Genomic DNA, 13,572 nt, shown 5'->3' with positions numbered 1-13,572 from the left:
GAAAATCAAAACAAGCTTTCCTGACCCGTGGGGCCAGGCTTTTTGGGCGAGGTTTTGGCTGGCGCCTTTTTCGGCTTGCGCTTGGGCGCGTCGCCATTCTCGACACGCACCTGAATATCGCCATCAGCCAGCCGGACCGCAAGAGGCTGGCCAGTTTCAACCCCCGATGCCGACCGCACAAGACGCTCGTCCTCATCCAGGACCAGCGCAAAACCGCGCTCGAGCACGGCCTTGTAACTCAAGGCATCGAGCAGCTTGCCGACCGCATCGAGCCGGCTGGCCGCCTTTTCGAGCCGACGCCCGAAGCCGGGCACCAGCCGTTCGGCCGTGCGGTCGAGGCGGTCCTGCCGGTCGGCAATGCGATGCTTCAGGGAGACGGGCAAGAGGCGGTTTCCGACACTGTCGAGCTCGCGCCGCAGAGCGCGCAGATGCTGCCCCCTGCCCGCTGCGAGCCGTTCTCCGGCATTGCCCAGCCGGTCAGCATCGGCACTGAGCCGGCGGACAAGCGCCCCGCGGGAAAGGCGCGGTGCGATGCCGTCGAACCCGGCGCGTTTGGCGCGGGCGAGAGAAACAAGTCCCGACGTCAGCCGCATGGCCGCCAGGTCCTGTCGCTGGCGCGCCTGATTGAGCAGTTCAGCAGGACGCGGCAGGCCGGCGGAGACAGCGCGGAAGCGGTCGCGATTGCCCCCGATCAGGCGGCGCTCGGCGTTCCGCACGCGCTGGCCGAGATCATCGACATAAGCGATCAGCTCGCCGCGTACCGGCACGGCCATTTCGGCGGCACCGGTCGGCGTGGGTGCGCGCTTGTCGGCGGCATAGTCGATGAGGGTGATATCAGTCTCGTGCCCCACCGCCGAGATCAGCGGTATGTTGCTGGCAGCCGCGGCGCGGACCACCGATTCCTCGTTGAAGCCCCACAAATCCTCGATCGACCCCCCGCCGCGCGCGACGATCAGCAGGTCGGGCCGCGGCATGGGGCCGTCCAACGGCAAGGCGTTGAAGCCTTCGATGGCGGCCGTTACTTCAGGCGCGCAGTTCTCGCCCTGCACCCGCACCGGCCAGACCATGACATGGGTCGGAAAGCGATCATCGAGCCGGTGCAGGATGTCGCGGATTACCGCGCCGGTCGGCGAAGTGATGACCCCGATGACCTGTGGCAGGTATGGCAGTTCCTGTTTGCGGGCCGGATCGAACAGGCCCTCTGCGAGCAGTTTCTTGCGGCGCTCTTCGATGAGCGCCATGAGCGCGCCAACGCCTGCCGGCTCCACATTGTCGACAACGATCTGGTATTTCGACTGGCCGGGGAAGGTGGTCATCCGTCCGGTGACGATGACCTCGAGCCCCTGTTCGGGCTGGAACCGCCAGCGTCCGACCGTGCCCTTCCAGGCAACCGCGGCGAGGACGGCGCGTTCATCCTTAAGATCGAAATAGACATGCCCCGATCCGGGCCGGGCGACCTTGGACACCTCGCCGCGCACCCGCACAAAACCGAAGGTGTCCTCCATGGTACGTTTGACCGCCTGGGAGATTTCGGAGACCGTATATTCAGCGGCGTTGGTGCGCGGGGGTTCGTTGCTCATTGCTGGCTCATAGTCATGCCTTGATGTGTTGGCAAAGCCGTGCCCCGGCAGGCGCGCGCCGTCAAGGGTGACGATCGCGCAAGGGGGTGCTAGAAGCCGCGCCAATCGGGGCGCAAACATCGGATAACCGGGGCCAGGACACATCCATGAACATTCTTCTGATCGGCAGTGGCGGGCGCGAGCACGCCCTTGGCTGGGCCATTGCGAAGTCGCCGCGTTGCGAAACCCTTTATGCCGCGCCGGGCAACGCCGGTATCGCCGCTGTCGCAGATATCGCCGATCTCGAAATTGCCGATCATGACGCGGTAATCGCGTTTTGCCGGGACAAGGCCATCGGCCTGGTGGTTGTCGGCCCCGAGGCGCCGCTGGTCGACGGCATTGCCGATGCTCTTGAAGCTGCCGGGATCCCCACGTTCGGTCCGTCCGCGGCCGCAGCCCAGCTCGAAGGGTCGAAGGCCTTCACCAAGGCGCTGTGCGATCGCATGGGCATTCCCACCGCCGCCTATGGCCGGTTCGAGAATGAAGACGAGGCCATAGCGTATGTGCGCTCACAGGGCGCGCCGATCGTCATCAAGGCGGACGGGCTGGCCGCCGGCAAGGGCGTGACTGTCGCCGAGTCTTTGCCGGATGCCGAGGCCGCCGTGCGCGAGTGTTTTTCGGGCGCGTTTGGAGCGGCGGGCTCCTCGGTTGTGATCGAAGAATGCCTGGTCGGCGAGGAAGCGAGCGTCTTTGCGATCAGCGACGGTCATCGCGCCGTGCTGCTGGCCTCGGCGCAGGACCACAAGCGTGTCGGTGATGGCGATACCGGCCCGAACACCGGCGGCATGGGCGCCTACTCGCCCGCACCGGTGATGGATCCGGCGATGATGGCGCGGGTCGAGACCGAGATCATCATCCCCACCATTGCCGGCATGGCCGAGGCCGGCACCCCGTTCAAGGGCGTGCTGTTCGCCGGGCTGATGATCACCGCCTCCGGCCCGAAGCTCATCGAACACAATGTGCGGTTCGGCGACCCCGAATGCCAGGTGCTGATGATGCGGCTGACCTCGGACGTTCTCGACCTGCTCGAAGGGGCAGCGCTCGGGGATCTTTCAAATGCTTCGCCGCGCTGGGACTCCCGCCCTGCCCTCACCGTCGTGATGGCGGCCAAGGGCTATCCGGGGTCCTATGAGAAGGGAACACCGATTAACGGGGCCGACGATCTCAACACTGAAGACTTGCATGTCTTTCATGCCGGTACGAAACGGAATGGTACCCAGCTTGTCGCCAATGGCGGGCGTGTGCTGAACGTTACCGCGCTCGGCAACACGGTCGCAGAGGCGCAGGCAAGGGCTTATGCGGCGGTCGATGCGATTGACTGGCCGGAAGGGTTTTGCCGCCGCGATATCGGCTGGCGTGCGCTGGCACGCGAGAACGACTAGAGCGCCGCAACGCTTCAAATCACCGCGCGCGTGTCCTAGACTTGACCTGATGGCCACTGCCGGGCCACGGGACGCCTGACGATGAACAAGCCCATGGAGACACAGCCGAAACCGACCGACGCACCCCGTATCGGGGTGGCGATGGGCAGCGGTTCCGCGCGCGGGCTGACCCTTATTCCCTATATCGAGGCGATCGACGAACTGGGACTCAAGCCTTCCGTGATCGCGGGGTCCTCGATCGGCTCGTTTATCGGCGCGGGATGGGCCGCGGGCATGACCGGCGCGGAAATCCGGGAGCATTCCATTGCCGTGCTCGGTTCGATGAATGCGATCATGAGCCGGTTGTGGTCGACCCAGATGGAGGGGCTCAAGAACATCTTCCGCGAAGGGCTAGCGGTGCAGTTCGATGCCGTGCGTGTCATCGAGGCTTTTTCGCCGGATGAACTGCCGCTTGAATTCGAGGGATTGAAGATCCCGCTCTATGTCATCGCGACCGACTTCAATTCCTGGCACCAGATCGTGTTCCATGCCGGGCCGCTGATCCCGGCTATCGCCGGTTCCGTGGCGATTCCGAGCTTCTTCCGACCGGTGAAGCATTCCGACCGGCTGCTGGTCGATGGCGGGGTGGTCAATCCGCTGCCGCTGGACGTAGCCTCGACGAACACGGATCTGTTGATCGGGCTCGATGTGAATGGCGACCCCTCGGACTATGATCCGGCGCGCACGCCGACAGCGATCGATGTAGGGTTCGGGTCGGCGCAGATCATGATGCATGCGCTGATCGTCAATACGATTGCTGCTTATCCACCAGATGTTTATGCGCGGATGCCGGTGGGCGGATTCGGTGCCTTCGAATATTGGCGGGTGCGCGAGATGCTCGACGCCGCCGACAAGGAAAAAGACGCGTTCAAGCGCCAGGTCGATGTGGCGGTCGAAGGGTTCATCGCCGGGAAAGAAAGAACTGCCTGAGCATCTCGGCAGCCCGATTTTCTTCAATACCACCAATGACTTCTGGCGCGTGATGGCAGGTTGGCTGAGCGAAGAAACGCACGCCATTATCGACCGCTCCGCCCTTCAAATCCTCCGCCGCGTAGTAGAGCCGGCGCAGCCTTGCATGGGCGATGGCACCGGCGCACATGGTGCAGGGTTCCAGAGTTACGTAGAGATCACAATCAGTTAGCCGCTCCTGCCCGGTTGCGGCGATGGCGCGGCGGATGGCCACCATCTCGGCATGAGCGGTCGGATCGCCGAGCCGCCGCATCTCGTTTTCGGCTTCGGCGATCAGCTCACCATCGCGAAAAATGACAGCACCCACAGGGACTTCGCCGGCCTCGGCGGCCTTTTGCGCCAGGGCCAGCGCGCGCTGCATGGGAGTCTCGGTCATGTCGGTTCCGGCATTTTGCGTGTGGGTTACTGGGTGCCACAAGGCGGCGCGGATGCAAAGCGCCGGATTGCCCGATAGAGTGACGCGGGGTCAGAATCACCCCAGAATCAGCCGTAAATCCAGCGCGTTCATTTATGCCTATTCGCCGCCTGCCTGAAAATCTTGCCAATCAGATCGCTGCCGGCGAAGTCGTCGAGCGGCCGGCGAGTGTCGTCAAGGAATTGGTCGAGAACGCCATCGATGCCGGCGCCACCCGAATCGCGATCACGACCGCGTCGGGCGGCAAGGCGCTGATCCGGATCGAAGATAATGGCACAGGAATGGGCCCCGGGGATTTGCGGCTGAGTGTCGAGCGGCACGCGACCTCGAAACTCGACGCAGACCGGCTCGACATGATCGGAACGCTGGGGTTCCGTGGTGAGGCACTGGCTTCGATCGGCTCGGTGGCACAGCTTGCGATCACGTCGCGGGAAAAGGGCTCTGAGATCGGGCACGGGATTGCGGTCGACAATGGCCGTGTGAGCGAGGTGACGCCGGCCGGGGTGCCGCAAGGCACGGTCGTTGAGGTGCGCGATTTGTTCGACAAGGTGCCGGCGCGGCGCAAATTCCTCAAGACCGACCGGGCCGAAGCCAATGCGATCACCGATGTGGTCAAACGGCTGGCGATGGCCGAACCGCAGGTGCATTTCATCCTGTCAGGGTCGGACCGCTCGACCAGCAACTGGCCGGCCCAGACGGGGGACGGCGCGACGGCCAAACGGCTGGCGCAGATCCTTGGCCGGGACTTCGCGGACAATGCCGTATCGCTCTCGCATCGGCGCGGACCGGTTACGGTGACCGGGCTTGCCGGTCTGCCGACCTATACCAAGGCGAATTCGCTCAACCAGTTCTATTTCGTCAATGGCCGCCCGGTGCGCGACAAGGTGTTGATGGGCGCGCTGCGCGCGGCCTATGCCGATTTCCTTCATCGCGACCGTTACCCGGTGGTGGTGGCCTTTATCGATGTGCCGTCCGAAGATCTCGATGTGAATGTGCACCCGGCCAAGGCCGAAGTGCGGTTCCGGGACGGGGGCAATGTGCGCGCCGCCTTGATCAAGGCGATTGCCGAAGCCTTGGCGGAGGCGGGATATCGCGCCTCGGCGACGGTCGGGGAAGCCACCCTTGCCGCCTTCAAGCCGGGCGGGTTTGGCGGGGGCGCACCGCAACCGGGACCGGGCTATGGCGGGCACGGGCACGCCCCCTACCCCGCCGGTGGTACCGCCGCAGCGCAGGATGCCTATCGCTATTCCGCGCCGCCGGGCTTTGCCGAGCAGGCACAGTCCGGCTATGCGCCCTCACCTGCTCCTGCCATGCCCAGCCAGGGCGGATTTGCCGGGGTGACGCCCAGCGGGCGGGTTGAGGAAATCGATCAAGATGCTCCCGTCGGGGACTATCCGCTCGGGGTAGCCCGGGCGCAGATGTTCGAGAACTATATCGTCGCACAGAGCGGGGAAGCGCTGATCCTGGTCGATCAGCATGCGGCCCATGAGCGCCTCGTCTATGAGAAATTCAAGGCCGAAATCGGCGCGGGTCAAGTGGCGGCACAACGGCATCTGATCCCGGTTGTCGTTGACCTGTCGGAAGAGGATTGCTCGCGGCTCGAAGCTGCGGCAGACGCGCTCTCGCCGCTGGGGCTGGGTATCGAGCGGTTCGGACCGCGCGCCGTGGCCGTGCATGAGACCCCGGCGCTGCTGGGCAAGCCGGACGTGATCGGGCTCGTCAAGGACATCGCCGATGAACTGGCCGAGTGGGACAGTATCGAGACCATCTCGCACCGGCTCGAGGCGGTCGCTGCACGTATGGCGTGCCACGGGTCGGTGCGCTCGGGGCGGCGATTGCGCGCCGAGGAGATGAACCAGCTTTTGCGGCAGATGGAGGCGACCCCCCATTCGGGCCAATGCATCCACGGCCGCCCGACCTATGTCGAATTGAGCAAGGCCGATATCGAGAAGCTGTTTGGCCGGCGGTGAGGGATTGGGGTGGAGTGGTGTGAGGCGGGTGCAGAACTCTTTGCCCTCGCCCTTCGAGGCTCGGTTTCACCTCGCACCTCAGGGTGAGGGCATCGGGGCGCTCAGGACGCGGGCGCGAGATTTGTGCGGCGCTGGAAACATGCCCGATTGTTATTCCCGCGCAGGCGGGAATCTATGTGAATCAGCCGTTTAGTACTGGTGGTGGCGGTTCCGCCATTTGCGTTTCTATCATTTCCAGCAGTCCCGCTGTGCGGGTTCGGTTGGATTCCCGCCTGCGCGGGAATGACGGGGAGTGATTGGATCGGACCCCAATCTGACAAGCCGCTCAACCCCCGACGAATTCCAGATAGCGGATAGTGGTGTCGCCATAGTGACGTTCATCGAGCAGGTCGAAGCCTGCGGGGATTTCGACGGCGGCGGATTTCGCCTCTTCGAACACCACGACGGCGCCGGGGGCAAGCCAGTCGCCATCGCGGGCGGCGATGAGGGCCTTCTCTCCCAAGCCCTTGCCATAGGGCGGATCAAGGAAGACGAGATCGGCAGGCTCAATGCGGAGGCGGGGGCCAAGATCGGTGGCATCGCGCTTGAGCATCTTCATCTGCCCGGCAATACCGAAGGTCTGGGTGTTCTCCCGCAGCACGGCGCGGGCGGCGATGCCATTATCGACAAAGGCACAGTGGGTGGCGCCACGCGACAGGGCCTCGATGCCCATGGCGCCGGTGCCGGCGAAGAGATCGAGCACCTGCGCGCCGCCAAGATCCGGACCGAGGCGGCTCGCCAGCGAAGAGAACACCGCCTCGCGCACCCGATCGCTTGTGGGCCGAATGCTGCCGTCAGGAGGGGTATGAAGGGTCTTGCCGCGAAAGCGGCCGGCCACGACGCGCATGGCCGATCAGGTCCGCTTTTTCGGGCCAGATGGCCTGCCGGCAGGCTTGCCGCCGGGTTTACTCCCGGGTTTGCCGCCAAACTTGCCTGCGGGGCGCCCTCCGGGTTTTGTACCACGAGGACCGGGTTTTGCACCGAACCCACCACCCGGCTTGCCGCCACGCGGTGCGCCGGCGCTGGAGGATCGTCCACCGGGACCCGAACGCGGGCCGCGCGGGCCAGAGGGACGATCACTTCTGAACGGCCTATCGCCGGACCTGTCTGGTCCGGATTTTTGGTCGTGGGGCCTGGACGGTCCACTTGATCTGTCGTGGGGCCTGGACGGCCCACTTTCTTTGCCGTGGGGCCTGGACGGCCCACTCTGTCTATCGTGGGGCCTGGACGGCCCACTTGATCTATCGTCGCGCCGCTGCGGACGGTCGCTTCTGAACGGCCGGTCGCCCCTCTCCGAACGCTCGCCGCGGTTCGGCCGGTCCCCACGGTCAGGTCTTGCACCACGGTCAGGTCTTGCACCACGGTCATCGCGGGCGCCGCGATCGTCGTCTCGACGGAAGCGCGGGCGATCGCCATCACGGGAAGGTCGGTCCCCGTCCTTGCGGAAACGAGGACGATCACCGGCTTGACGGTCGTCGCGACGAGTGTCCCGGTCCCCATCCTTGCGGAAGCGCGGCCCCTCGCCATCCTTTCGGAAGCGCGGACGATCACCGTCTCGGGAAGGGCGCGTATCCGGTTCTGACTCGATGGCACGGGATGATTTGGTGCCGGGTGCGAAAGTCTCGGTTTCACGGCCATCGGTGAAATGGATACGGGCCGTGCGGGCGGGCCGCTTGTCCTTGTCGAAGGGGCGCTTGCCGCCATCGCGGCCACCTCTTTCCGGTCGGCCGCCTCGGTCATCTCGGCGCGGACCGCCACGGCGGTCATCATCTTCAAAGCGGCGGGGCCGGTCGGACGCGGAACGGGGTGGGCCGTCGCGGCGGGGCCGGTCCTGATTGCGATCTTGTCCCCGGTCGTGCCCGCGATCTTGTCCGCGATCTTGCGAATGGCGGGGCGCAGGGGCCTGCTCCTGATCGGGTAGCGGGCCATCGAAATCGACCTGGGCGGCGGCCGCGAGGCGGGCGCCAAGCTGGTCCTTGAGGACCTTTTGTTTGACGAGTTCGGCTTCGCCCGGCTTGATGTCGCCGAGTTGGAAGGGACCGTAGGACACGCGGATCAGGCGGTTGACCTCGAGACCCAGCGCGCCGAGAACGTTCTTCACTTCGCGGTTCTTGCCTTCGCGCAGCGAAACCAGCAGCCAGACATTGCCGCCCTGCACGCGCTCAAGCGTCGCCTCGATGGGGCCATAATGGACCTTGTCGATGGTGATGCCGTGCTTGAGCTCGTCAAGCGTGACCTGATCGACCGAACCATAGGCCCGCACGCGATAGCGCCGGGCCCAGCCGGTCTCCGGCAGTTCGAGCACGCGCTTGAGCCCGCCATCATTGGTCAGAAGCAGCAAGCCCTCAGTGTTGATGTCGAGACGGCCAACGGTAACGACGCGGGGCAGGCCCATTTCGTCAAAGGCGTCAAAGACGGTCGGGCGCCCTTCAGGATCGCTCTCGGTGACGACCTTGCCGGCCGGCTTGTGATAGAGCCAGAGGCGGGTTGCGCCCTTGGGACCAAGCGGGGTTCCATCGACTTCGACGCGGTCCCTGGGGGTGACAGTGAAGGCGGGCGTGCGCACGATCTTGCCGTTGACCGCCACGCGGCCGGCAGCGATCCAGCTTTCGGCAGTACGACGCGAACAAAGCCCGTAGCGGGACATCACCTTTGCAAGGCGGTCGCCGCTCATCGGGCCCGAATTGGGTTCAGCCATTTTATCTCGATATGTGTTTTGCGGGCGAAATCGCCCGCAATGTTACTGTGTGCCCGCTTACTGGGCGGCGAGCAGCGCCTCGCGAATCGCCGGCGGGCAGGCCGGATCATCGAGCGAGACGAGATCGCCATTATTGGCGAGGCAGACATAGTCGCGGTTGCCCACACGGGTCAAAAGCCGTTTCGGCGGCGACAGAAGCTGTTTGGACTGCTCTTCCATCGTCAGGTCGCGGATTTTGCCGGAACGCTGGTCGATAACACGGGCGACGCGGATGCGGTCGATATCCCTGCGCGAAAGACCGGTGCCGTCGACCTCGGGCACGTTGGAATCCTCAGGCAGGCCGGCGGCCAGGCTCTGAGACGGGGGCGGCAGATTGTTGGGATCGCGCGGCATGACCAGCGGGCCACGGGCCGACCGGATCGGATCCTTGGTCGAGCGCTCTTCGATGATGCCGATTCCCTCAAGGGTTTCGAGCAGCACGTCTTCCCCGGGCACAAGGCTCTGGGAGAAGGCATTGGTGCCTTCGGTGGTGGTGCAGGCTGAGACCGCCATGGCAGCTGCCAGACCGCCCGCAAGGGCAAAAAGGCGCATGCTGGGCGCGCCTCCCATGAGGAATTTCATACGCAATGACCTACTCCGCGCTCGGCTCTTCCCGTCCGGAAAGTGACCTTTTAAACCAGTTCAGCGTTTCACGGAATCGCTGACCCGATTCAAGCTCTTGTTTTACCGCGTTTCCGGACGGTGAACCGGCATCCACTTCACCTGGAAACGCTCTTGTTTTGCCGCGTTTCCGGACGGTGAACCGGCATCCACTTCACCTGGAAACGCTTCTGTCCGATGCCCGCTCACCGGCAGTGGCGTCACACTAACGAATTCAGCCGGGTAAGGCCAGAATTCGGCTATTTTGCGATCCGCCTTCTCGGCAGGACCATATCGGCGATGAGAAATATCACGCCAAAGGTGATCCCGACATCGGCGATATTGAAAATGTAGAAGTAATAATTCCCCGCATGAAGGGAAAAGAAGTCGGCCACCGCGCCATAGGCAAGGCGGTCGAAAACATTGCCCAGCGCCCCCCCGAGCGCCAGGGACAGCCCCCAGCGGGTAAGGCCATTATCGGCCCGCCACCACCAGATCGCCAGCGCCAGGATGACCATGATCATGGCAACGCTCAGCCAGATGGCCGGAATGGTGGACAACAGCCCGTAGGACACCCCGGTGTTCCACACCAACACATAGTCGAAATTGGGAGTGACGATGATCGCCTCGCCGCCCTGCCAATCGAGCACATGCAGCATGATGGTCTTGTGCGCCCGGTCGATGGCGAACACGAGCAGCAGCACCAGGGCCGGCAGCCAGCGCCCCGTCGAGTTCACGCGTGCCATCCCGGCCCCGGTCATGATCTATTCGGCCGCTTTGGCGGTCAGTTCGCGCATGGCCTGGGCGTCGCGCGGGCTGAGATCGGGGTAATCGGGGTCAGAACCGACCTCGGGCAGAATCTTCCAGGAGCGGGCGCAGCGCTTGCCCTCGGCTTTCTTGAACACCACCGAGACGCCCTTGACCTCATCGAGACGGAAGGCCTCGGCAGGGCCTTCGCCCTGGATGACATTGGCCGCCGAGGTGATGGCGATCTCGGCCATGTCCTCACCGTGCAGGGCAACATAGAGATCGGTGTCGGCGACATAGATGTCGGGCGCCGCCTCAAGCGAGGAGCCTATGGTTTTCTCCCGCCGCTCGATCTCGAGCGCGCCGGTGACGACACGGCGGACGGTGCGGATCTTGTGCCATTTGTCGGCCAGCTCGTCATTGCGCCATTCGGCCGGCACCTGAGGGAAGGTGCGCAGATGGACCGAAGAGTCAGCCTCGGGGTGCCGCGAGGTCCAGACTTCTTCCATGGTGAAGCACAGGATCGGGGCGAGCCAGGCGGTGAGGCAATCGAACAGCTTGTCGAGCACGGTCAGGGCGGCGCGGCGGCGCACGCTCGAGGCCGGATCGCAGTAAAGCGCGTCCTTGCGGATGTCGAAATAGATGGCGGAGAGATCGACGGTCATGAAGTTGAACAGGGCCGAGACGATCCGCTTGTAGTCGAAATCCTCGTAGCTCTTCTTGACCAGCGCATCGAGCTCGGTCAGCCGGTGCAAGACATAGCGCTCGAGCTCGGGCATGTCGGCGAAATCGACGGCCTCGGCAGGCTGGTAGTGAGCGAGACTGCCCAACAGCCAGCGCAGGGTGTTGCGCATCTTGCGGTAGCTGTCGACGGTCGACTTGATGACCTTGTCGCCCAGCCGCTGGTCTTCGGTGAAATCGACGGAGGCGGCCCAGAGCCGGACGATGTCGGCGCCATATTGCTTGATCAATTCCTGGGGCACGATGGTGTTGCCCAGGGATTTGGACATCTTGTAGCCCTTCTCGTCGAGCGTGAAGCCGTGGGTCACCACCGCATCATAGGGCGCACGACCACGTGTGCCCGAACCTTCGAGAAGCGAGGACTGGAACCAGCCGCGATGCTGGTCGGAGCCTTCGAAATAGACATCTGCCGGCCATTTCATGTCCGGGTTCTGTTCGAGCACATAAGCGTGGGTCGATCCGGAATCGAACCAGACATCGAGAATGTCGGTGACCTTCTCATAGTCAGCCGGATCATAGTCTGAGCCAAGGAAGCGGGCCTTCGCGCCATCGTCGAACCAGGCATCGGCGCCCTCCTCCCGGAAGGCCTCGACAATGCGTTTATTGACGGCGGGATTGCAAAGAACAATGCCGGTCTCATTGTGAACGAAGACGGTGATCGGCACGCCCCAGGCGCGCTGGCGCGACAGCACCCAGTCGGGCCGATCCTCGATCATTGCGCGCAGGCGGTTGCGGCCCTGTTCGGGCACGAAGCGCGTCGCATCGATCGAATTCAGCGCGCGGGTGCGCAGGGTGTCGCCCTCTTTCCCCTCGATATCGCGGTCCATATAAACGAACCATTGCGGGGTGTTGCGGAAGATGATCGGCTTTTTCGAGCGCCAGGAATGGGGGTACTGGTGCTTGACCCGGCCACGGGCGACCATGGCGCCGGCAGCGACCAGCGCATCGATGACGCGCTTGTTGGCGTCGCCCTTCTTGCCCTTGTCGTCGATCACGCGGGCGGCGCCGCCTTCGGATGACGGGCCGAAACCGGCGGCATCCTCGGTGTAATAGCCGTCACCATCGACGCAGAAGGGGATGGTGGTGTCGATGCCGCGGGATTCGAGATTGCGGCCATTGGCCATCCAGACCTCGAAGTCGTCCCGGCCATGGCCCGGCGCGGTATGCACGAAGCCTGTGCCCGCATCGTCGGTGACATGTTCGCCGTCGAACAAGGGAACATCGAACTCGTAGCCGCCGCCAAACCCCTTGAGCGGGTGGGCGCAGGTGATCGCGGCCAGCTCGTCAGCAGAGACGCCACCGAGGCGGGTATAGCCATTCTCGGCAACCTTGGCCTTGGCGAAGACCTCGGCAGCGAGCTTGTCGGCAATGATGTATTTCTGGCCCTGGGACGCCCAGCGCGGGGCTTCCGCGTCGTCCGGCTGGGTGACCTCGTAGAGCCCGTATTCGATGCGCGAAGAAAAGGAGATCGCCCGGTTGGCGGGGATCGTCCAGGGAGTCGTCGTCCAGATCAGAACGGAGGCGCCTTGGAGCAGGTCGTTCATTCTTTCCTGTTCGTCGCCCGTTCCACCGGAGGAACCGTAGTTCCTCAGAGGAAACTTCACCCAGATCACGTCCGATTCATGGTCGTGATATTCGATCTCGGCTTCGGCCAGCGCGGTGCGTTCGACGACCGACCACATGACGGGCTTCGAGCCGCGATAGAGCTGGCCGGAGGTGGCAAATTTCATCAGTTCGGCGGCAATCGTCGCCTCAGCTGAATAGGCCATGGTGGTATAGGGATTGTCCCAGTCGCCATTGACGCCCAACCGCTTGAACTCGGTGCGCTGGGTGTCGATCCACTTGTCGGCAAAGTCGCGGCATTCGCGCCGGAACTCGTTGATCGGCACGTCGTCCTTGTTCTTGCCCTTGGCGCGGTACTGTTCCTCGACCTTCCACTCGATGGGCAGGCCGTGACAGTCCCAGCCCGGGATATAGGGCGCATCATAGCCGCGCATCTGGGCCGAGCGGACGATGAAGTCCTTGATCACCTTGTTGAGCGCATGACCGATATGGATGTTGCCGTTCGCATAGGGCGGGCCGTCATGCAGGATGAACTTGTCCCGGCCCTTCGCGATCTCGCGCTGCCGCTTGTAGATGTCCATTTTGGCCCAGCGCTCGAGCCATTCGGGCTCGCGCTGCGGCAGGCCGGCGCGCATCGGGAAATCGGTGCGCGGCATGTAAAGGGTATCGGTATAGTCGGTCTCGGCGGCGTTATCGGCGCCGTTGGACTTGTCGCTCATGGGGCAATCAATCGGTTGTTCGCGGCCGCAAC

At 64.0% G+C, this 13,572-nt stretch carries 10 protein-coding genes; 3 read left to right on the top strand and 7 right to left on the bottom strand.

Features of this window, described 5'->3' with window-relative positions:
• Positions 1 to 5: 5 nt before the first annotated feature.
• Entirely contained in the window at positions 6 to 1,580 is a 1,575-nt protein-coding gene (xseA, locus tag G489_RS0112115; RefSeq protein WP_029041756.1) for an exodeoxyribonuclease VII large subunit, read from the bottom strand.
• Positions 1,581 to 1,726: 146 nt separating this feature from the next.
• Between xseA and purD the strand changes: the two genes are divergently transcribed.
• Positions 1,727 to 3,001 carry a phosphoribosylamine--glycine ligase gene (gene purD, locus G489_RS0112110; protein ID WP_029041755.1) on the top strand — a complete coding sequence of 425 codons (1,275 nt, stop codon included), beginning with the start codon at positions 1,727 to 1,729 and terminating at the stop codon, positions 2,999 to 3,001.
• An 81-nt stretch (positions 3,002 to 3,082) separates the two neighbouring features.
• Positions 3,083 to 3,970, top strand: a complete 888-nt coding sequence (locus tag G489_RS20355; protein WP_051332581.1) for a patatin-like phospholipase family protein — start codon at positions 3,083 to 3,085, stop codon at positions 3,968 to 3,970.
• On the opposite strand, the gene G489_RS0112100 is transcribed toward G489_RS20355, so the two are convergent.
• Entirely contained in the window at positions 3,942 to 4,385 is a 444-nt protein-coding gene (locus tag G489_RS0112100; protein WP_029041754.1) for a nucleoside deaminase, read from the bottom strand. The two genes, G489_RS20355 and G489_RS0112100, sit on opposite strands and share 29 nt — an antisense overlap.
• Positions 4,386 to 4,519: 134 nt before the next feature.
• Between G489_RS0112100 and mutL the strand changes: the two genes are divergently transcribed.
• Entirely contained in the window at positions 4,520 to 6,394 is a 1,875-nt protein-coding gene (gene mutL / locus G489_RS0112095) for a DNA mismatch repair endonuclease MutL (RefSeq protein WP_029041753.1), read from the top strand.
• A gap of 325 nt (positions 6,395 to 6,719) precedes the next feature.
• On the opposite strand, the gene rsmD is transcribed toward mutL, so the two are convergent.
• The 5 genes from rsmD to ileS form a co-directional block, all read right to left on the bottom strand.
• Positions 6,720 to 7,280 (bottom strand): 16S rRNA (guanine(966)-N(2))-methyltransferase RsmD, encoded by a 561-nt coding sequence (gene rsmD / locus G489_RS0112090; protein WP_029041752.1) that lies wholly within the window; start codon positions 7,278 to 7,280, stop codon positions 6,720 to 6,722.
• Between the two features lie 6 nt (positions 7,281 to 7,286).
• Complete coding sequence (locus G489_RS20350) at positions 7,287 to 9,131, bottom strand: pseudouridine synthase (protein ID WP_051332580.1); 1,845 nt, start codon at positions 9,129 to 9,131, stop codon at positions 7,287 to 7,289.
• A gap of 57 nt (positions 9,132 to 9,188) precedes the next feature.
• On the bottom strand, positions 9,189 to 9,722 hold the full coding sequence (locus tag G489_RS0112080) for a hypothetical protein (RefSeq protein WP_155889383.1): 534 nt from the start codon (positions 9,720 to 9,722) through the stop codon (positions 9,189 to 9,191).
• Positions 9,723 to 10,030: 308 nt separating this feature from the next.
• Positions 10,031 to 10,516 (bottom strand): signal peptidase II, encoded by a 486-nt coding sequence (lspA, locus tag G489_RS0112075; protein ID WP_162142430.1) that lies wholly within the window; start codon positions 10,514 to 10,516, stop codon positions 10,031 to 10,033.
• An 18-nt stretch (positions 10,517 to 10,534) separates the two neighbouring features.
• Positions 10,535 to 13,540 (bottom strand): isoleucine--tRNA ligase, encoded by a 3,006-nt coding sequence (gene ileS, locus G489_RS0112070; protein WP_029041749.1) that lies wholly within the window; start codon positions 13,538 to 13,540, stop codon positions 10,535 to 10,537.
• Between the last annotated feature and the right edge of the window lie 32 nt (positions 13,541 to 13,572).

The organism is Cucumibacter marinus DSM 18995 (assembly GCF_000429865.1).
GTDB lineage: Bacteria > Pseudomonadota > Alphaproteobacteria > Rhizobiales > Devosiaceae > Cucumibacter > Cucumibacter marinus.
Note: the sequence above shows the minus strand (reverse complement) of the source record. Positions and strands in the feature narration are given on the sequence as shown.